Raw genomic sequence first — 19,787 nt, 5'->3', positions numbered from 1 at the left:
TCTTTTATTGTGTCAATTAAAAATTACAATTCTGGTTCTTATATTGTGTACAATTTTGAGCACCAACGAATGCTATCATTCGGGACATGCCGCATGGCTCCTTTCAATGGAAGAGGCTTGATGACTCCCCACGACAACAACGCGCGCCACACCGACATGGCGGGAAAGCGGCCCATGATTTCGACCGCGGCGGTCGTACGGGACGTACGCGACCGCATCGCCTCGCAAGCCCTGCTGCCCGGGTCGCGCATCCCCGAAGAGGACCTGGCCCAGCACTACGGCATCACGCGCGCCAAAGCGCGCGAAGTCCTGGCCACGCTCGAGGACCGCGGCCTGGTGGAACGGGTGCCCAACAAGGGCGCGGTAGTGATACCCGTCGACATGAGCACCACATACCAGCTTTATGAAGTGCGCGAGGCGCTCGACAGCCTGTCGGTGCGCCTGGCCATGCAGAACGCCACGCCCGACGACTGGCGCGAACTGGAGCAATGGCTGGGGCCGCCATTCGAACAGAGCCTGCGCGACGGCGACATCGAGGCCCACGTCGACACCATCATGCGGTTTCGCGACCGGCTCACCCAGCTGGCCGCCAACCCCATTCTCAGCGACCTGTTCGAGCGCATCTACGACCGCACTCGCGTGACGATGCGGCGGGTGGCACTGCTGCCGGGCCGGGCCGACATGGGAATCAAGCAATACCGGGACCTGCTGGCGGCAATGATGCGCAATGACGTGGACGCCGCCGACCGTTGCGTGCGAGAATTGAACAGCAGCGCGCGCGAATACATCCAGCGCTACAAGGATTACCTCCTCTGAGGCGCGCGGCTCACCATGCCGCGCCCTTTTCCCCGTGCCGGCCGCCCCCTTAGCCCATCGCGCGCGACCACGGCCAGGCATTCCCGCTTCAACCCATAGAACGGCACCGCTGCGTTGCGGCGTCCAGCCATGCTATTACCTATTCTGTTGCTCTCCGTCGCCGGATTCACCATCCTGACGACGGAATTCCTGATCGTCGGCCTGTTGCCGCCGCTGGCGCGCGACCTGCAGGTGACCGTGTCCCAGGCTGGCTTGCTGGTCACGCTGTTCGCCTTTACGGTGGCGGCCGTCGGACCGCTGCTGACGGCGTTGATGGCCAATATGGACCGCAAGCGGCTGTTCGTCGCCGTGCTGGCGCTGTTCGGCGCCTCCAACCTGCTGGCCGCGCTGGCGCCCAATATCTGGGTCATGGCGCTGGCCCGCTTCGTGCCGGCCCTGGCCCTGCCGGTGTTCTGGTCGCTGGCCAGCGCCACCGCGGTCGAGCTGGCGGGGCCGGCGCGCGCCGGCCGGGCAGTCTCGCTGGTCGCTTTCGGCACCGTGGCCGCCACGGTGTTCGGCATCCCCATCGGGGTGCTGATCTCCGACGGCTTCGGCTGGCGCGCCGCGTTCGGCGTACTGGCCACCCTGGCCTTCGCCAAGGCGCTGCTGCTGTGGGCCTGCTTCCCGCGGCAGCGGCTCCAGTCCCATGCCGTCGCCCTGCGGACCCAGCTGCGCATTCTGCGCGACGCGCGGATGCTCGGGCAGGTGCTGCTGTCGGTACTGGCTTTCACCGGCATGTTCACCGCCTATACCTACCTGGCCGACATGCTGGAACGGCTCGCCGGATTCGACGGCCAACTGGTCGGCTGGTCGATGATGGCGTTCGGCGCCATCGGGCTGGTGGGCAACTGGGCCGGCGGCCGGCTGGTCGACCGCAGCCCGCTGGGCGCCACCCTGCTGTTCGCGGCCCTGCTGGCGATCGGCCAGGCGCTGGCCGCGCCCGCCATGCGCACGCCGGCCCTGCTGGCGACCACGCTGGGCGTGTGGGGCATCGCGCAGGCGGCGATGTTCATCGTGAACCACGTGCGCCTGATGAAGGCCGCGCCCGACGCGCCCGCCTTCGCCGCGTCGCTGAACATCTCCGGCGCCAACATCGGCATCGGCATCGGCGCCCTGGTCGGCGGGCTGGTCATCGACCGCCATGGCCTGGCGGCGCTGGGTGGCGCTGCCGCCGGCATCATGGCGGCAGCGATGGGCCTGGCCCTGCTGCTGATGGCCACCGCGCGGCCGCCCTTGCGCGCCATGCGGCGCGCGCCCGGCAACCGGCCCTGAACGCGGCGTGATGCTGTCGTTTCAGGGGCATTTCGGGTACAATTAAAACAACTTGGGGCCGATCCGGATTCGACGTGGGTCGCGAAACAACTCAGGGCATGCCGAGCACCAGTTCGCTCGTTAATCCACTGGAACACTACAAACGCCAACGACGAGCGTTTCGCTCTCGCCGCTTAATCGGTGAGCCGCTGCACTGATCTGTCCTTGGGTCAGGCGGGGGAAGGCAACTTCCCAGGGGGCAACCCCGAACCGCAGCAGCGACATTTACAAGGAATCGGTCTGCGCTGGGGTCACACGGTTCAGGCTTAAACTACGTGAATCGCCCTGGTCCGGCCTGTCGGCTGGCTAAGTCCAGGGTTAAATCCAAATAGGCCGACTACGCATGTAGAACTGGTTGCGGAGGGCTTGCGGACGGGGGTTCAATTCCCCCCGGCTCCACCAAATTTCCGTGATTTACAAAAATAGCCAACTGCAAGTTGGCTATTTTTTTTGGCCGTTCGCCCGTGTCGGCACGCCCCTTGCGAGGAGGCCGCGCCGCAATCCCCGGGATACGGACATGAACCAGAACCGAAAGAATCCGGAGTTTGAGCCGTTCAGTATCGAGCCCGACGCGCTCAAGCACTTCGCCGACGACGTGGCGCTGGAGGCGGCGCTGAGCCGGCCTGAAGTGCAGGCGCTGGTCCTGGCCGTGGTCGAGTACTGCGCGGAAATCGGCGATGCTTACACCGACGACGAGGGATGTTGCGGCACGGAGATCCGGTCGCATTTCGGGCTGATGTAGACAGGCGTCGCTCGAGCCGAGCCGTCTCGCGGGCCTCAAACGGCACTGTTCGCATCTGCCAGGCCATTCCGCATACCGGCGCCCGGGCAATCAGGGCGCGCCGTCGCCGGAACCTGCCAGAAATGCACGCGCGCCTTCGGCCGCCACCACGCCGCTGGCCATGCATGCGGTCAGTAGATAGCCCCCGGTGGGGGCTTCCCAGTCCAGCATTTCGCCGGCACAGAAAATGCCCGGCGCGGCTTTCAGCATCAGCGCCTGGTCGAGGGCTTCCAGGCGCACGCCGCCGGCGCTGCTGATCGCCTCGTCTATCGGGCGGGCGCGCAGCAACCGCAGCGGCAACGCCTTGATGCGGCGGGCCAGCAGCGCCGTGTCGTGCCACGCTTGCGCGTCGGCGCATTCGCGCAGCAGCGCGGCCTTGACGCCCTTGAGCCCGAGCCGGCTCTGCAGATGGCTGGACATGGAACGCGCGCCGCGCGGATGGGCGACTTGCGCCAGGACTCGCTGCGCCGGCAGGTCGGGCAGCAGGTCGACCCAGGCGCATGTGGCGCCATGCGCGTCGATGGCGTCGCGCAGGCCGGCCGACAGGGCGTAGACCAGGCTGCCTTCGATGCCCGCCCCGGTGAGCACGAATTCGCCGCGCCGCCACGCGCCGGGCGCACCGGCATTGTCCAGCGCCATGGCGACCGACTTGACCGGCATGCCGGCGCAGCGTTCGCGCAAGTGCGCGCTCCAGTTCGCCTCGAAACCGCAATTGGCCGGACGCAGCGGCGCCACCTCCACGCCGTGGGCCTCCAAGGCCGCTATCCATGCGCCGTCCGAGCCCAGGCGGGCCCAGCTGGCGCCGCCCAGCGCCAGGATGACGGCGTTGGCGCGCACAACCAGCGGGCCGCGCGGCGTATCGAAATGCAGCGCCTGCGGGTCGGCCACCGAGCCGGCGGCCCAGCCGTGCCAGCGGTGCCGCATGTGAAAACGCACGCCCGCGGCACGCAGCCGCGACAGCCAGGCGCGCAGCAGCGGCGCGGCCTTCATTTCGCGGGGGAACACCCGGCCCGACGAGCCGACGAACGTGTCGATGCCCAGCCCATGCGCCCAGTCGCGCACGCCCTGCGCGTCGAGGCGGCCGAGCCATGCGGCCACGGCCGTGCTGCGCCCGCCATAGCGTTGCCTGAAGCGCTCGGCCGGCTCGCCGTGGGTCAGGTTCAATCCGCCGCGTCCGGCCAGCAGGAACTTGCGGCCCACCGACGGCATGGCGTCGTAGACATCGGCCTGGATGCCCTGGCGGGCCAGGGTTTCGGCCGCCATCAGGCCGGCGGGCCCGCCGCCGACGATGGCAACTCGGACGGTAGCGGAGGACGCGGTGGGGGTGGAGTCTGGCATGGGCGGGAAAGGATGGCACGCGACGCGATTGTCGCACGGCGCGCGGCCGGCGCCGGGCCTGCACTGCGCCGGCGTCCGCCGTCGGCGCACCCGGCGCGGTCTCCGCCTGGGGCCGAATATCGATGCCGGCGAGGCCCCGGGCTGCCGGCGCACTCAGGCGGGAGCGGCCTGGGCGGCGTGCCCCGCCATGGCCTCCGGCACCAGGCCGGTGTGCACGTCGCCCTGCTGGAACGCCTCGTTCGTCAGCAGCACCCGCAAGGCATCGATGTTGGTCTTCACGCCATCGACCTCGAATGCATCCAGCGCGGCGAGCAGCTTGCCGATGGCGTCGGCGCGGTCCGCGCCGTGGGCGATCAGCTTGGCCAGCATGGGATCGTAGAAGGCGGTGACTTTCTGTCCCTCGGCATATCCCGTTTCGACGCGGATGCCGCGCGGCGGACGGTAGACCTTGAGCACGCCAGGCGACGGCAGGAAGCGTCGCGAATCTTCGGCATAGACGCGCGCTTCGATCGCGTGGCCGCGAGCGTGGAGATCGGCGGGCAGGATGCGCTCCAGCGGCAGGCCGGCGGCGCTCTCGATCTGCGCGCGCACCAGGTCGACGCCGCAGATCGCTTCCGTCACGCCATGCTCGACCTGCAGGCGGGTATTCATTTCCAGGAAATGGAATTGCCCGGTCTGGCTCATCAGCGTTTCGACCGTGCCAATGTTGTCGTAGCCGAGGCGCGAGAAGGTGTCGGCCAGGCGCTGGGCCAGCGCATCGATGCCGCCGCGGTCGACCGCCGGCGCGCGGGCTTCTTCGATGATCTTCTGGTGACGCCGTTGCAGCGAGCAGTCGCGATCGAACAAATGCCGCACGCGGCCGTTCTTGTCGCCCAGCAACTGGAACTCGATATGGCGGGGACGCTGCAGGTAATGCTCGAGATACACCTCGGCATTCGCGAATCCGCGCATCGCCAGGGCGCTGGCCTTTTCAACCGTGGCGGCCAGTTCGGCGGCGTCATGGGCGACCAACATGCCGATGCCGCCGCCGCCCGCGGCCGGCTTGATCAGCACCGGGTAGCCGATTTCCTCGGCATATTGACGCATCAGGACAGGGTCTGCCGACAGGATGGGCGACCCCTTGCCCACCGGCAAGCCATGTTTTTCGGCCAGTTCGCGCGCGCGGGTCTTGTGGCCCATCCGGTCGATCCAGTCCGGCGCGGGGCCGATGAAGGTCGCGCCGGCGGCCTGGACGCGGCGGGCGAATTCCGCGTTTTCGGCCAGGAACCCGTAGCCGGGATGCAAGGCGTCGGCGCCGGTGCGCTTGATCAGCTCGACGAAGGCTTGCTGATTCAGGTAGCTGTCGCGCGCCATGGCGGGGCCGATCGGGTGCGCTTCGTCAGCCTGTTCCAGATACGGCGCGCCGGCGTCCGCCTCCGAATACACGGCGACGGAACGGATCTTCATTTCGCGCAATGCGCGAATCAGCCGGCTGGCAATGGCGCCGCGGTTGGCGACGATGACTTTATGGAACATGGCTCGTCCTTGGTTGTGGGCCGCGCGCGGTTCAATTCGCGGCGGCCGGCGCGGCGCCGACGACGCCCGCTTGCAGCAGCGCCTCGATTTCGTCCGCCGGACAGTCCGCCAATGCGGCCAGGACCTGGCGCGTGTCGCGCCCTACCGCGCCGCCCGCGCGGCGCAGCGTCCCGGGCGTGTCGGACAGCTTGGGCACGACGCCCGCCACCCGGACCGATCCCAATTCGTCATGCGGCAGGTCGACAAGCATGTCGCGCGCCTTGAAATGGGCGTCGTTGAAAATGTCCTGCATCGTGAAGATGCGCGTCGCCGGCACCTCCGCCGCGGCCAGCGCGGCTTCCACTTGCTCCAGCGTGAGCGAACCGGTCCAGTCGGCAACCAGGCCGTCCAGCGCGTCGGCATTCGCGGCGCGCAGCCGCGCATCGGCGAAGCGGGGGTCGTCCGCCAGGGCCGGCCTGTCCATGGCGCCCAGCAGGCGGCGAAAGACCGCGTCCGCCATGGCGGTGATGTGGATATAGCCGCCGTCCCGCGTGGGGTACAGGTTGTTGGGCGTGCTGTCCGGCAGCTTGGAACCGGCGCGCTGCGCGACCACGCCGAGCTTGTCGAATGCCGGCACATGCGGCTCCATGATGCTGAAAGCGCATTCGTACAGTGCGGCGTCGATGTACTGGCCCCTGCCGGTGGTCTGCCGCGCCAGCGCGGCCATCACGATGCCGAAAGCGGCATAGAGCCCGGTGAGGCAGTCGGTCAGCGATACGGCCGCGCGGGTGGGAGGCCGGTCCGGGTCGCCGGTTACGTGGCGTAGCCCGCTGACCGCTTCGCCGATCACGCCATAGCCCGGCCGCTGGCGGTACGGGCCGCTCTGCCCGAAGCCGCTGATGCGGGCCATGATGAGGCGCGGGTTGAGGGCCGACAGCGCCTCGTATCCCAGGTTCCATTTTTCGAGCCCGCCTGGCCGGAAATTCTCGATGACGACATCGCAGCGGGTCGCCATGCGCCGCACCAGGTCCTGGCCGGCTGGCGAGCGCAGGTCGATGGCGACCAGCGATTTATTGCGCAGGATGCTGGCGGCGTACAGCGACTGGTTCTTGTACTGCTTGCCCATGGTGCGGACGGGATCGCCGGCGAGCGGCTCGACTTTGATGACCTCGGCGCCGAAATCGGCCAGCAGCCGGCCACAGAAGGGGCCGGCCACGGTGGAGCCGAGTTCGAGGACGCGATAACCGCTCAAGGGACCGTTCCGGCGAGGGGCCGGCGGGAGGCTGTCGGACATGGATGTTTCCTGGGCTGCGACGGGGCGGCTGACCGTGCCAACAGGCCTGGCCAGCCTTCATGACAATTAGTCTACTATTTAGACGACTAAAAAATAAAGCATATATCCAAAATTTATTTTCATTTAGTCTACTAAATAGTTGTCTAATTTATCTGCGCTGGCTACTATGGCCGGACAAACGACACTACAGGAGACAAACCATGCTCGACAGCGTGCGCATCCTGACGACCGCCCTCGCGGTTGCCTGCTATCCGGCCGCCCCGGCGCTGGCCCAGGCCTATCCCGACAAACCCGTAAAGATGTACGTCGGTTTCTCGCCCGGCAGCGCAACGGACATCGTGGCGCGCGTGGTGTCGGAAGCCCTGGCCCGGCGCCTGGGACAACCCATCGTGGTCGAGAACAAAGTCGGCGCGGGCGGCTCGCTGGCGGCGCAGGACACGGTGCGGGCCGCCCCGGACGGCTATACCCTGCTGACCGTCTCCAGCGCCATTGCGGTCAACCCCGCGGTGTACAAGAACGCCTCGGAAGTGGCCGGCCAGTTGCAGCCCGTGGCGCTGATCGGCTACTTGCCGACGGTGCTGATGGTGTCGGGCAAATCCGGCATCAAGACGCTGCGCGACTTCATCGAGCACGCCAAGGCCAAGCCGGGCGAAGTCAACTTCGGCAGCTCGGGGGTGGGCGGATCCACCCATATGTCGATGGAGGCCTTCGGCTCCTATACCGGCATCAAGATGACGCACGTGCCCTACAAGGGCAACGGACAGGCCAGCACGGCGCTCATGGCGGGCGAAATCGACGCGCTGATGGATACGCTGCTGCTGGCCGCCCCGGTGATATCGAGCGGCCGCGCCGTCGGCCTGGCCGTGACGGGCGAGCAGCGCTCCGCCCTGATCCCCGATGTGCCCACGTTCGCGCAGGCCGGCGTGCCCGAGTACGACCGCAGCCTGTTCTTCGGCGTCATGGCGCCGAAGAACCTGCCGCCGGACATCACCGACCGGCTCAACCGCGAAATCAACGCCGTGCTCAAGGAGCCGGCGGTCCGGGAAAAGCTGATCGCCGGCGGCGGCCTCACCCTGGCCAGCCTGAGCGCCGCCGATTTCGGGAAGATCTTTCAGGACGAGCTGGCGACATGGAAGAAGGTGGGCGCGACAGCGCACATCCAGCCGCAATAGAACGGGCCGCCCGTCCCGTCATTCATTTGCCCCAAGGAAAAACTCATGAGTGTAGAAGTCAAGTCAGAGGTTGTCGGATCCGTATGGAAAATCCAGTGCCAGGTCGGGCAGCGGATCAACCAGGGCGATGAACTCATCACCCTCGAGTCCATGAAAATGGAGATCCCCGTCGAGGCCGCGGCTTCCGGCGTGATCGGCGCCATCCTGGTCGAGGAAGGCCAGCCGGTCGAGGAAGGCCAGGTCGTGGCGACCATCGAGGAGGACCAGGCATGAACGCCCCATCGGAGCACATGACCCCGGGCATCGAGGAGCTCGAGCTACGGCGCGAGCTGGCCCAGCGCATGGGCGGCGCAGCGTCGGTGGAGCGCCACCACAATGCCGGCAAGCTCACGGTGCGCGAACGGATCGGCGCCCTGTGCGACCAGGCCAGCTTTCAGGAAGTGGGAGGCCTGGCGGGCACCGGCCATTATGACGAGCAGGGCCGCCTGCAGGGCCTGACCCCGGCGCCCTATGTCATGGGCCTGGCCGAAATCGACGGCCGGCCGGTCGCGGTGGGCGGCGAGGACTACACCGTGCGCGGCGGCGCCAGCTGGAGCGGCGACCGCAAGAAAGGCGGACAGGGCGGGTTTGTCGAAGACCTGGCGCTGCATTACAAGATCCCGCTCATCAACCTGTGCGACGGCGTGGGCGGCAGCGTGACATCGGCCGAGAGGCGCGGCCATACCGTCTTCCCGGGCGTGCACGGCTTTGAAACCGCCACCGCCCTGCTCGGCCAGGTGCCGGTGGTGTGCGCCGTGATGGGCACGGCGGCCGGCGGGCCGGCCGGCCGCGCCATCCTGGCGCACTGGTCGCTGATGGTCAAGGGCAACAGCCAGGTTTTCGCCGCCGGCCCCCCGGTCGTGAAACGCTCGCTGGGCCAGCATATCCACAAGGAAGACCTGGGCGGCAGCAAGATCGCCGTCGACGTGGCGGGCACTATTCACGACGCCTACGCCAGCGAAGCGGAGTGTTTCGCGCAGATCCGGCGCTTTCTGTCGTACATGCCGCAGAACGTGTGGGAATTGCCGCCCCGCAAGACCACCGGCGACCCGGCCGACCGGCGCGACGAAGGGCTGGCCACGATCGTGCCGCAAGACCGGCGCAAGGCGTACAACATGCGCCGCGTCATGAATATGATCTTCGACGCCGAGTCGGTGTTCGAGATGCAGCCGAGCTATGGCAAGGCCGTCATCACCGCGCTCGCCCGGCTGGACGGCTACGTGGTTGGCGTGATTGCCAACAATCCCATGTTCTACGGCGGCGCGATCGACGCGGCGGGCGCGCGCAAGCAGACGCATTTCATCGAAATGTGCGACACCTTCCACATCCCGCTGGTCTTCCTGGTCGACGTCCCGGGCTTCATGGTGGGCCGCGACGCCGAGGCGCAGGGCACCCTGCGCGATGGCATGCGCAGCGTCTTCGTCAGCCTGCAGGCGACGGTGCCGATGGCGACAGTGGTCGTGCGCAAGTGCTATGGCATGGCGGGCATGGCGGCCACCGACAAGGTGGGCATCGGCCTGAAGCTTGCCTGGCCGACCGCGGAATGGGGTTCGCTACCCGTGGAAGGCGGCGTCGCGGCGGCATTCCGACGCGAGATCGAGGCGGCCGACGACCCCAGGCAGAAAGAGGCCGAGATCGAGGAAAAGCTGCGCCGGTTCGGTTCGCCGTTCCGGACCGCCGAAGCCTTCGGCGTGGAGGACGTCATCGACCCGCGCGAAACGCGCCGCTACCTGGCGCGCTTCATCGGCGCCGCCCAGGGAGCGATGAGGATCAGCCTGGGTCCCAAGCACAAGCCGGGCGTGCGCCCCTGACCCCGGCCCGCATCGCCGCGCGCCTCAGGCGCGCGGCGATTGCCTGCGCAATACCGCAGTTTGACGCCCGCGGGTGCCGATTAATACACTCCCCTGTCTTCATTTCGCGGTCCCACCTGCCATGGCCACCTCAACTTCCCCCCGCAAGCGGGCTCCCGCCGGCAGCGGCGCGGCTGCCGCACGAAAAGGGAGTCGTTCGGCCGCCCAGGACTTGTCGCTGATCCTGCGCGAGCGCATAGCCAAGGGCGATCTCCCGCCCGGTTCGAAGCTGAATGAATATGATCTCTCGGCTGAGTTCGGCATCCCTCGCACGCGGGTGCGCGATGCATTTGTCGAGCTCGAGCAGCGCGGGCTGATCGAACGCACTCCCAATCGCGGCGCAATGGTGGCCCGGCTGGGACCGGAACAGGTGTTCCGCATCTACGATATTCGCGAAGTGCTCGAAGGCCTGTGCGTGCGGCTGGCGACGCAGAATACCGCCCCCACCGAATGGCGCGAACTGTACGAATATTTCTCCGGGCCGGTATCGGAAGCGGTCAAGCAGGGCGATTTCGAACTCTACATGGATGAGGTCAGCGCGTTCCGCGCCAAGTGCATCCAGGCCGCCGACAATCCGGAGCTCACGCGGGCGCTCGACAGCATCAACGAGAAAACCCAGGTGATCATCCGGCGCATTGTCATCCTGCCGGGCCGCGCGGAAGCCGGCGTGCGCCAGCAGTGCGAGATCCTGAAGGCAATGTGCGAGGGGGATGCCGATCGCGCGGAGGCAATGCGTCGGCACAACATCAGGGACGCCAAGGCCTGCCTGAAGCAGTACCTCAAGTACATCCTGTAGCGCACCGCGACGCCCGCCATGCACTCCGCCAGCATCATGCCCCTGGCCATCCGCCACCTGGACGGCTGGCGGATACGCACGCCGCATGGCACGGCGCTGGTTGCCCGCCAGGGAGCGCAGTTGCTCAGCTATACGCCGGCCGGAGAACCGCCGCTGGTCTGGCTCTCGGAACGCGCGCACTTTACGCCCGGACGGCCGGTGCGCGGCGGCGTGCCGGTCTGCTGGCCCTGGTTCGCCGCCTACGCCCGCAACCCGCCGGCGGTGCGCGACAGCGTCGGCGCGCCGGCCGACGCGCCCTCGCATGGCTGGGTGCGCCAGGCCGACTGGCACCTGGTCGCCCAACGCGTCGAAGCCGATGCGGCGGAACTTGAACTCGGCTTCGACGCCCCGCCCGGCTGCGCGCCCGGGTGGCGGCATGATGCGCGGCTGGTACTGCGCATCCGCTGCGGCCGGGAACTGAGTCTGGCGCTGTCGGTGCACAACCGGGGCGCGCAGGCATGCACCACCGCCTTGGCGCTGCATACCTACCTGGCGGTATCGGACAGCCGGCAGGTCGCCATCGATGGCCTGCAGGGCCACGACTACCTGGATATGGCGCAGGGCTGGACGCGCCGCCGCCAGCACGGACCGGTGCGGCTCGACGGCGAAACGGACCGCTTGTATCTGGCAACGGGCGCGCCTGTGCTGGTGCGGGACCACGGCTGGGGGCGCAATATCCGCGTCGCGTCCGGCGCGTCGCGCTCCACCGTGGTGTGGAACCCCGGCCCCGCCAAGGCCGGCCGCCTGGACGACCTGGCGGACGATGCGTGGCCGCGCATGCTGTGCGTCGAAACCGCGCGGGCGCTGGATGACGCGCTGACCCTCGCGCCGGGCCAGCGCGCCACGGTGTCGGTAGCATTGAGCACCCAACGCGTCCGGGCCGGCCGGTCCGCCGGGCATTAGAACACCGTCATGACCCGGCGCGCCGGTCGGCAAAATACCGCGCCGGCGATTTGCCCAGCGCTTTCTTGAACATGGTGATGAAGGCGCTGACTGATTCGTAGCCCAGGTCGTCGGCGGTGCGCTGCACCGAAACGCCGGACGACAGGCGCTGCAAGGCGGCGATCAACTGCAGTTGCTGGCGCCAGCGGCCGAAGGTCATGCCGGTCTCGCGCAGCACCATGCGGGCCAGCGAGCGTTCGCTCATCGCCACCCGCGCGCCCCAGTCGGCCAGCGTGCGCCGGTCGCCCGGGTCCCGCGTCAAGGCGTCGGCGATCCGGCGCAGCCGGGGGTCGGCCGAAATGGGCAGGTACAGCCGTTCCGTGGGCATCTGCGCCAATTGCTCCAGCAGCACCGCGACCAGCCGGTCGGTCGCGCTGCCGGCGGCATAGTCATGCGGCTGTCCCGCCAGGTACAGGATGAGTTCGCGCACCAGCGGCGTAAGCGACAGCGTGCAGCACGTCTGCGGCAGCGCGGCGGCGCTGGGCTCGACGAGCAGGAAGCAGACCCGGCCGTTGGGCGTGATGCGGTTGCTGTGCGGCACGCCGCCGGGTATCCAGACACCGCAATGCGGCGGCACCATCCACAGGCCGCCCGGCACTTCGCTGGTAACCCCGCCGCGCAGGGCGATCACCAGCTGGCCTTTGCGATGAGTATGGATCGGGGCCTCTTCATCGTGGGCCCGCACGTCGAGCTGCAGGGCAATGGCCGGCTGGGACAGGCGGTCCGGGTCGAAACAGACCGGTACGGCGACGTGTGCCATGGTTTGGCTGTTTTTAGAAACTTCTTGGCATTCTATCCAGATTCAACAAAGCGGCGCCATTTTTAAGATGAAGGCCCTGTACTGTCTGGATTCATTGCCCGATGTCTCGTTTTTCGAATGCGTACACCGCTTCGGTGGTATCTATCCTGGGGATCCTGGCCGTTGCCGCCTGCCTGCGCGCGCCGATCACCGCCGTGGCGCCGGCGCTGGACCTGATCGCCGCCGACCTGCGTCTGGGCACCGCTGCCGCGGGCATGCTGACCACCCTGCCGCTGCTGGCCTTCGCTGTCGTATCGCCGTTCGCCGCCCGGCTCGGCCAGGCCTGGAGCCTGGAGCGGGCGCTGTTCGGCGCCCTGCTCGCCATGCTGCTGGGCATCGCCGTGCGCATGGCCGGGCCCGCATGGTCCTTGTACCTGGGCACGGCCATGCTGGGCAGCGGTATCGCGGTCGGCAATGTGCTGCTGCCCAGCCTGCTCAAGCGCGATTTTCCGCGCCGGATTGCCGGCGTGACGGCGGCCTACGTCTTGACGATGGGGCTGGCGGCGGCGCTGGGATCGGCGCTGGCGGTCCCGCTGGCGCAGTTGCCCGGATGGGGCTGGCGCCATGCGACGGCCGCGTTCGGGCTCCTGCCCCTGCTGGCCATGCTTGCCTGGCTGCCGCAGTTGGCGCGGCGGCCGGCCGCCGCGCCGCAGGCGCCCGCGGCGGGGCGTGGCGCAGACGCAGGCGAACGGTTGTGGCGCTCGCCCCTGGCGTGGCAAGTGACGCTATACCTGGGGCTGAATTCGTTCGTCTATTACGGCGTGGTGGCGTGGCTGCCGGCCCTGCTGCAAGATGCCGGCTACTCGGCGCGCCAGGCAGGTTCGCTGCACGGCCTGATGCAGTTGGCCACGGCCGTGCCCGGGATTGTGCTGGTGCCCTTGCTGCGGCGCCTGCGCGACCAATCGTTGGCGGCCGCCATGGCCGCGCTCGCCTCGCTGGCCGCGGCCGCCGGCCTGCTGCTGGCCCCCGCCTGGGCGAGCGCCTGGAGCGCGCTGTTCGGCGTCGGCACCGGCGCGGCCATCATTCTGGGCTTGTCGTTCGTCAGCCTGCGGGTCCATCATGCGCGACAGGCCGCGGCCTTGTCCGGCATGGCACAGTGCATCGGTTATTTGCTGGCGGCGGCGGGCCCCGCCCTGCTGGGCGCGCTGCATGATGCCAGCGGCGCCTGGACGGCTCCGCTGGTGCTGTGCGCCGCCCTGTGCGGCCTGCTGGCGGTGTGCGGGCTGCTGGCCGGGCGCGACCGGCAGATCGGCTGCGCCGCCGCCGCGGCGGCCGCCGGTTGCGCATAAGACGGCCGGCCCGCGGGCCGGCCGCGCGACTTCAATGCTTGGCAGGGAAGTCGCTGGGCCACTTCAAGGGCTGTTCGTTGTGCAGCTCGTTCATTGCATTCTCCTGGAAAGGCCGGCAAGGCCACCCCAGTATGTAACCTCATATTGCTACTTCTTATTTGGTGTATCTCGGGGCTTGATTGCCCCTATTCCTGCGGATTCCCGGCGGGACGTTCTGGCCGAGGGTGGGCGCGGCGCGTCGAATGTGATCAAATCACACGCCTGATATGGACAGGAAAACAAGCTGCCCGGCAGCTTCGAACCCAATGACTGCGCGTATCCGCTTGCTAGCCCTGGCCCTGCTCGCCTGTACGGCGAGCCTGCCCGTCCGGGCCGGGCAAGTGCAGGTCGCGGTGGCGTCGAACGTTGCCGCTCCGATACGCGCCATTGCCGAGGACTTCCAGCAGAAGACCGGCAACACGGTGGTGCTGTCCTCGGCGCCCACCAGCCAGCTCTATGCGCAGATCAGGCAGGGCGCCGAATACGACGTCTTCGTGGCGGGCAATGAAGTGCTGCCGGCGCGCCTGGAGGCCGAGCGCCAGGCCGTGCCGGGCACGCGCTACACCTATGCCACGCGCGTGCTGGTGCTGTGGTCGCCCCAGGAAGGCTATGTCGACCCGCAGGGCGACGTACTCAAGCACAACCGTTTCCAGAGCCTGTCCATCGCCAGCCCGAGCCTGGTGCCCTATGGCCGTCCCGCCATGCAGGTGCTGGATCGCCTCGGCCTGCGCGGCGCGGTCGAGGGCAAGCTGGTCGAACGCCGGACGTTGTCCGACACGCAGCGCTTCGTGTCGGGCAGCCACAGCGACCTGGGTTTCGTGACGCTGTCGAACATTTACCAGAACAGCCGCTTCGTGGGCGGTTCGGCCTGGATCGTCCCGACGACCCTGTACGACCCCATCCGGCAGGATGCGGTCCTGCTCGAGAACGGCCGGGAAAACCTCGCGGCGCGTTCGTTCCTGTTCTACCTGAAGGGGCCGAAAGTCAGCCAGATCATGCGCGCCTACGGTTTCCACCGCTGACGCCCCGGGACTATGAGCCCGGACGCCCCAGGCGCAGGCTGCGCGCCAGTTCTCCCAGGGCCCGGTATTCGCGGTCGATGCGCTGGCGCAGCGCGTCGCCCTTGAGGATGACGATCTGTTCGCCCGCGCTGGCCACGAACTGCCGCGTCCCGGGCGCCTGGGCAGCCGCCTCGAAAGCCTTTTCCAGATATGCAATGCGCTCCGGCGGCGTGCCCTTGGGCGCCAGCAGGCCGCGCCACAACAGGGTTTCTTCCTGCCCCAGTTGCAGTTCATCCAGGCTGATGGCGCGCGGCAGGTCCGGCACTTTGGCGGCGGAGGTCACCATCAGGCATTTGGCCTGGCCGTTCTTCACGTAGGGCATGATGGGCGGGATCGAGCCCACGTAGATGTCGATCTGCTTGCCCAGCAGCGCCAGCAGCGTCTCGCCGGCGCCCTTGTACGGGATGTCGCGCTGGCGGATGCCGAGCGGCCGGAACACGCGCGCGGTGGCCAGCTGCGCCGGCCCGCCGGCGCCGTCAGTGCCGAAAGTGTATTGATCGGGATGCTGGCGCAGCGTGTCGACGAAAGCGGCGCCGTCGTCGGCCGGAAACTCGGCGCGGGTGCACAGCACGTATGGCGCGCTGGTCAGTTGCAGCACAGGAATGTAATCGTGCGGGCCGTAATTGACCGGCATGGTGTGGGGAGCGACCGTCACCGGGCCCATCCACACGCCCGCCAGGGTGTTGCCGTCCGGTTCGGCGCGCACCATCTGCGATACGCCGATGCTGCCGCCGGCGCCGCCCACATTGACCACGACGACCGAGGTCTTCAGATGGGGTTCGCCATCCTTGGCCAATACACGGAAAAAGCCGTCCGTGCCGCCGCCCGGCGCGGTAGGGACGATCAGCCGGATGGGCTCGGCTGCCCAGGCCGACACGGCCAGCGCGCACGACATGGCGGCCAGCGCGATGCTTGTCATGGTCTTCATCAGTCTGTCTCCTTGTGCCCTGCTCTTGCGGGATCTATGCCCCTGGGAAGTGAAATAGTTCGCGCGGCGTGTCGACCAGGATGGCCTGGCGCTGCGCGTCGTCCGGCACCCACTGGAACAGCCAGTCGATACATTGCCGGTAGGTCACGGCATTTTCGTAACCGACCCACGGCCAGTCCGTGGCCCACACCAGCCGCTGCGGGCCGCCGGCGCGCAGCAGCGCCCGGGCATACGGCGCTGCGTCGGCCCCGGCCAAGCGGTACGGCGCCGACAGCTTGACCCACACGCGCCCGCTCTGCAGCGCGGCGAGCACCCGTCCGAATGCCGCGCCGTGCGGCCCTTGCGCCGGGTCGGGGCTGCCCAGGTGATCCAGCACCAGGCGCACGCCGCTGTCCAGGATGGGTGGCAGGACCTGTGCCTGGTGCGCGCTTTCCAGATAGAGCTCGATGTGCATGTCGCGCTCGCGCAGCCGCGCGTACAGCGCGCGATAGTCCGCGCCGGCCGGGTCGGGCAGGGCCGCGCGGCGGATCCAGTTCAGGCGCACGCCCACCACTCCCTGCGCGCGCAAGGCGTCCAGTTCGGCGTCGCCAATGCCGGGATCGACGATGGCGGTGCCGCGCAGCCGGTCCGGCGCATGGCCGAGCGCCTGCAGCAGCAGCCCGTTGTCCGTGCCGTAGAAGCTCGGCGCGGTCAGCACGCCGCACCGCACGCCGTGGGCGTCCAGCAGCGCCAGGTATTCTTCGGCTGTCACGTCGCGCGCCGGGGCGGAATGGCGCTGGCGCACCAGCGGCGCGTCGACGCGCATGACGTGGGCGTGGCAATCGACCGCGCCGGCCGGCAAGCCGGCAGGAGCCGGCACGGCGCGGCGCTCAGCCATGGTCCGCCTCGGCCACGGGCGCAGCCGCGCCGCCGCGATACTTGGCGAATTTCTGCGCGGGCGTCAGGAAGCGTTCTTCCAGTTGCTGGACCTGCGCCATGCCCATGATGCTGTTCAGGGTCTCGAACGAAACCAGCAGATCCGGACGGTCGATCACCGCGCCGGTATCCAGCGACTCGCGCAACAGGGCCAGCCCCTGTTGCATGCCCATCAGGGCGCAGGCGCTGAGCATGCGGGGAAAGATCACCACCGCCACGCCAAGCGCCTGCAGCTGCGCGGCGGACAACAGCGGCGTGGTCGAACGCTGGCGTATGCCGAAGCCCATGTTCACGCACAGCGGCTTGGACACATTGCGCACCACGGTGTCGATCTGCTCGCGGGTCATCAGCGCATCGGCGAACAGCAGGTCGGCGCCGGCCTCGGCGTAGGCGTTCAGGCGCTCGATGACGGCGCCCACGCCGTCGGTGGCCAGGGTATCGGTGCGTGATTTGATGACGAAATCCGGGTCGCGCCGAGCCTCGCAGGCGGCATGGATCTTCTCGACCATCTCCTCCATGGGAATCACTTCCTTGCCGCGCATGTGGCCGCAACGTTTCGGCCATACCTGGTCTTCCAGCATCAGTCCGGCCACGCCGGCCTGCTCGAAGGCGCGCACCGTGTGGTGGACATTGACCGCGTTGCCATACCCGGTGTCGCCATCGGCCAGCAGCACCAGGTCCGAGCAGGCGGCGATCGCGCGGGCGGCGGCCACGTTTTCTTCGAGGCCCATCAGGCCGACGTCGGGCTGGCCCAGGCGCGACTCGCTGACGCCGCTGCCGGTGATGAAGGCGGCGCCGAAGCCGCTGTACTCGACCACGCGGGTGCTGAAGCCGTCGAACACGGCGGGCAGGGACAGGATCTCGGGCGCTTCAATCAATTGGCGCAACAGGCGGGCTTTGGTCATGGCGGGCGTGGAAACGAGGAAGGAGTCGACAGGCGTTTCATGCTATCAATAAGAAAAAGCAATATCTAATTAGGATTTGGCCGCTATTTCGATAGGATTTCCTGATGAAACGGTTTTCCCTGGCGCAGATCGAGGCCTTGTTGGCCATCGCCCGGCACGGTTCGTTCCATGCCGCCGCCGCGCAGTTGCACGTGACCCAGCCGACCGTCTCGCTGCGGGTGCGCGAACTGGAAGAAGCGGTCGGCGCGCGCCTGTTCCAGCGCGCCGGCCGACGCGCGGTGCTGACCGCCGAGGGCGAAGTGGCGGTGCGGTACGCGGGGCAGGCGCTGGGGCTGTTCGACGAGCTGGAGGCGCGCCTGCGCACCGGCGACCCGCTGCAGGGCTCGCTGCGCATGGGCTCGTCCGAGATGGTCGCCATGATCTGCCTGCCCGAGATCGTGCGCCGGCTCGAGGCCCGTTATCCGCGCGTGCAAGTGGAGATCACGGTCGCCAACAGCTTCGTGCTGTGCGACAAGCTCAATGCCAATCAGCTGGACATCGCCTTCCTGGCCGATCCGGGCGTGAGCCGTCATATGCGGCTCGAACCGCTGGCGTCGGCCGAAGTCGCCTGGCTGGGTAGCGCCGCGCGGCCGCTGGCGTCATCCACGCTCAAGCCCGCCGACTTGCAGGGCCTGAATCTGCTGAGCGTGCCGCCGCCCTCGCCGTTGTACGAACTGGTGGCCGAATGGTGCAACACCGGCCAGACGCCGGCGCCGGCCTTCAATACTTGCAACAGCGTGGCGATCATCGCCAAACTGGTCTGCGCCGGCGTGGGGATAAGCGCCCTGCCCGCCTGCGTGCTGGCCGACGAGCTGGCGCGCGGCTCGGTCATCCGCTATGGCCAGCGCGTGCCGTTCCGTCCGCTGGAGATCTGCGCGGCCTATGCCCGCGCCCCCGAGGCGGCCGGCCTGCATGCGGTCGTGCGCATGGCGCGGCAAGTGATGCAGGACCTGCCGTTCATCGCCCTGCGGCCGGCGCGCCGGCCGGATCATTCCGGCCAGGGCGGCTGAGCGAAATGCGCCGCCAGGAACTCAAGCAGCGCGCGCACGCGGGGCGGCACGTGCCGCCGGGTAGGATAGACGCCGTAGATGCCCAGTTCGCCGCAGCGGTATTGCGGCATCAGCTCGACCAGCTCGCCGGCCTGCAATGCTTCGCCGACCAGGAAAGTGGGCTGCAGCACAATGCCCAGGTGCGCCAGCGCGGCGGCCAGGCACGTATCGCCATTGTTGGCGCGCATCAGCGGCTGGATGCGCACATTGACCTCGCCCTCCGGCCCCAGGAAACGCCATTCGTCGCGGCCGGCCCAGTAGCTGTAGGCGATGGTGCCATGCGCGGCGAGCTCGCGCGGATGGGCCGGCGTGCCGTGGCGGCGCAGATAATCGGGGCTGGCGCACAGCACCATGCGGGTGGCGGCCAGGCGCCGGCTGACCAGCGTGGAATCGGCCAGTTGCGAAATGCGCACCGCCATGTCGTAGCCTTCGTCGACCAGGTCGACCACCCGGTCGGCCAGGGTGATGTCCAGCATCAGCTTGGGGTGCTGCGCCTTGAACACGCCCCATAGCGGCGCCAGGTGCCGCACGCCGAAGGTCAGCGGCGCATTCACGCGCAACAGGCCGCCGACTTCGCCGCTGCGGCTGTTGACTTCGGTTTCGGCATCTTCGACCTCCGCCAGCAGGACTTTGCAGCGTTCGTAGAACAGCTGGCCCTCTTCGGTCAGCGACTGGCGCCGGGTGGTGCGCTGGATGAGGCGCGCGCCAAGACGCGTTTCCAGTTCGGTCAGGTGGCGCGATACGCCGGCCTTGGACATGCGCAGCGTCTCGGCGGCCTTGACGAAGCTGCCCGCTTCGACCACGGCGGTGAATACGCGCATCTCTTCGAATCGGTCCATACTAACCACCATC

19 protein-coding genes and 1 other RNA gene are annotated in these 19,787 nt (G+C 68.2%); 12 read left to right on the top strand and 8 right to left on the bottom strand.

What is annotated here, in order from left to right:
- Positions 1 to 174: 174 nt before the first annotated feature.
- The 4 genes from CAL24_RS06790 (at position 175) to CAL24_RS06775 (ending at position 2,908) form a co-directional block, all read left to right on the top strand.
- On the top strand, positions 175 to 816 hold the full coding sequence (locus tag CAL24_RS06790) for a GntR family transcriptional regulator (RefSeq protein ID WP_249278481.1): 642 nt from the start codon (positions 175 to 177) through the stop codon (positions 814 to 816).
- Positions 817 to 945: 129 nt separating this feature from the next.
- Entirely contained in the window at positions 946 to 2,127 is a 1,182-nt protein-coding gene (locus CAL24_RS06785) for an MFS transporter (RefSeq protein WP_094806123.1), read from the top strand.
- A 54-nt stretch (positions 2,128 to 2,181) separates the two neighbouring features.
- Positions 2,182 to 2,568: a transfer-messenger RNA gene (gene ssrA, locus CAL24_RS06780) on the top strand.
- A gap of 115 nt (positions 2,569 to 2,683) precedes the next feature.
- Positions 2,684 to 2,908, top strand: coding sequence for a hypothetical protein (locus CAL24_RS06775; RefSeq protein WP_028354239.1), 225 nt, complete (start codon positions 2,684 to 2,686; stop codon positions 2,906 to 2,908).
- 90 nt (positions 2,909 to 2,998) lie between these two features.
- Here CAL24_RS06775 and CAL24_RS06770 read toward each other — a convergent pair whose 3' ends face one another.
- From CAL24_RS06770 to CAL24_RS06760, 3 genes are all read right to left on the bottom strand, one after another.
- Entirely contained in the window at positions 2,999 to 4,285 is a 1,287-nt protein-coding gene (locus tag CAL24_RS06770; protein ID WP_094806121.1) for a TIGR03862 family flavoprotein, read from the bottom strand.
- Positions 4,286 to 4,438: 153 nt separating this feature from the next.
- A complete protein-coding gene (locus CAL24_RS06765) occupies positions 4,439 to 5,800 on the bottom strand; it encodes an acetyl-CoA carboxylase biotin carboxylase subunit (RefSeq protein WP_094806120.1) in 1,362 nt (453 codons plus the stop codon).
- A gap of 31 nt (positions 5,801 to 5,831) precedes the next feature.
- Entirely contained in the window at positions 5,832 to 7,031 is a 1,200-nt protein-coding gene (locus CAL24_RS06760; protein WP_249278480.1) for a CaiB/BaiF CoA transferase family protein, read from the bottom strand.
- A 242-nt stretch (positions 7,032 to 7,273) separates the two neighbouring features.
- On the opposite strand from CAL24_RS06760, the gene CAL24_RS06755 reads away from it, so the two are divergent.
- From CAL24_RS06755 to CAL24_RS06735, 5 genes are all read left to right on the top strand, one after another.
- On the top strand, positions 7,274 to 8,245 hold the full coding sequence (locus tag CAL24_RS06755; protein ID WP_028354243.1) for a Bug family tripartite tricarboxylate transporter substrate binding protein: 972 nt from the start codon (positions 7,274 to 7,276) through the stop codon (positions 8,243 to 8,245).
- A 45-nt stretch (positions 8,246 to 8,290) separates the two neighbouring features.
- Positions 8,291 to 8,518, top strand: a complete 228-nt coding sequence (locus CAL24_RS06750) for a biotin/lipoyl-binding carrier protein (RefSeq protein ID WP_028354244.1) — start codon at positions 8,291 to 8,293, stop codon at positions 8,516 to 8,518.
- Positions 8,515 to 10,095, top strand: coding sequence for an acyl-CoA carboxylase subunit beta (locus CAL24_RS06745; protein ID WP_028354245.1), 1,581 nt, complete (start codon positions 8,515 to 8,517; stop codon positions 10,093 to 10,095). The genes CAL24_RS06750 and CAL24_RS06745 overlap by 4 nt, the downstream gene beginning before the upstream one ends.
- A 121-nt stretch (positions 10,096 to 10,216) precedes the next feature.
- The gene (locus CAL24_RS06740) at positions 10,217 to 10,930 is read left to right on the top strand and encodes a GntR family transcriptional regulator (protein WP_094806118.1); all 714 of its coding nucleotides are present in this window, start codon (positions 10,217 to 10,219) and stop codon (positions 10,928 to 10,930) included.
- 18 nt (positions 10,931 to 10,948) lie between these two features.
- Complete coding sequence (locus tag CAL24_RS06735; protein WP_212591727.1) at positions 10,949 to 11,872, top strand: D-hexose-6-phosphate mutarotase; 924 nt, start codon at positions 10,949 to 10,951, stop codon at positions 11,870 to 11,872.
- Between the two features lie 7 nt (positions 11,873 to 11,879).
- Here CAL24_RS06735 and CAL24_RS06730 read toward each other — a convergent pair whose 3' ends face one another.
- Positions 11,880 to 12,671, bottom strand: coding sequence for an AraC family transcriptional regulator (locus CAL24_RS06730; RefSeq protein WP_094806116.1), 792 nt, complete (start codon positions 12,669 to 12,671; stop codon positions 11,880 to 11,882).
- A 101-nt stretch (positions 12,672 to 12,772) separates the two neighbouring features.
- Here CAL24_RS06730 and CAL24_RS06725 point away from each other — a divergent pair, with 101 nt between their 5' ends.
- Positions 12,773 to 13,999, top strand: a complete 1,227-nt coding sequence (locus CAL24_RS06725) for an MFS transporter (protein ID WP_038853423.1) — start codon at positions 12,773 to 12,775, stop codon at positions 13,997 to 13,999.
- Positions 14,000 to 14,304: 305 nt separating this feature from the next.
- The gene (gene modA, locus CAL24_RS06720) at positions 14,305 to 15,060 is read left to right on the top strand and encodes a molybdate ABC transporter substrate-binding protein (protein WP_094806115.1); all 756 of its coding nucleotides are present in this window, start codon (positions 14,305 to 14,307) and stop codon (positions 15,058 to 15,060) included.
- 10 nt (positions 15,061 to 15,070) lie between these two features.
- Here the strand turns inward: modA and CAL24_RS06715 are convergent, their stop codons facing one another.
- Genes CAL24_RS06715 through CAL24_RS06705 form a run of 3 tightly spaced genes read right to left on the bottom strand, consistent with a single transcriptional unit; the run spans position 15,071 to position 17,847 of the window.
- On the bottom strand, positions 15,071 to 16,027 hold the full coding sequence (locus tag CAL24_RS06715) for a Bug family tripartite tricarboxylate transporter substrate binding protein (RefSeq protein WP_051439398.1): 957 nt from the start codon (positions 16,025 to 16,027) through the stop codon (positions 15,071 to 15,073).
- A gap of 34 nt (positions 16,028 to 16,061) precedes the next feature.
- Positions 16,062 to 16,904, bottom strand: coding sequence for an amidohydrolase family protein (locus CAL24_RS06710; protein ID WP_028354252.1), 843 nt, complete (start codon positions 16,902 to 16,904; stop codon positions 16,062 to 16,064).
- Positions 16,897 to 17,847: an isocitrate lyase/PEP mutase family protein gene (locus tag CAL24_RS06705; protein WP_081760390.1), complete on the bottom strand. Its 951-nt coding sequence runs from the start codon at positions 17,845 to 17,847 to the stop codon at positions 16,897 to 16,899. Before CAL24_RS06705 ends, CAL24_RS06710 begins: the two co-directional genes overlap by 8 nt.
- A gap of 104 nt (positions 17,848 to 17,951) precedes the next feature.
- Here CAL24_RS06705 and CAL24_RS06700 point away from each other — a divergent pair, with 104 nt between their 5' ends.
- Positions 17,952 to 18,896 carry a LysR family transcriptional regulator gene (locus CAL24_RS06700; protein WP_028354253.1) on the top strand — a complete coding sequence of 315 codons (945 nt, stop codon included), beginning with the start codon at positions 17,952 to 17,954 and terminating at the stop codon, positions 18,894 to 18,896.
- On the opposite strand, the gene CAL24_RS06695 is transcribed toward CAL24_RS06700, so the two are convergent.
- Positions 18,875 to 19,774, bottom strand: a complete 900-nt coding sequence (locus tag CAL24_RS06695) for a LysR family transcriptional regulator (RefSeq protein ID WP_028354254.1) — start codon at positions 19,772 to 19,774, stop codon at positions 18,875 to 18,877. The genes CAL24_RS06700 and CAL24_RS06695 overlap by 22 nt on opposite strands.
- Positions 19,775 to 19,787 lie beyond the last annotated feature (13 nt).

It is taken from the genome of Bordetella genomosp. 2 (genome assembly GCF_002261345.1).
Classification (GTDB): Bacteria; Pseudomonadota; Gammaproteobacteria; order Burkholderiales; family Burkholderiaceae_B; genus Bordetella_A.
The sequence above is the reverse complement of the archived record's forward strand: the minus strand, read 5'-3'. Positions and strand labels throughout refer to the sequence as shown.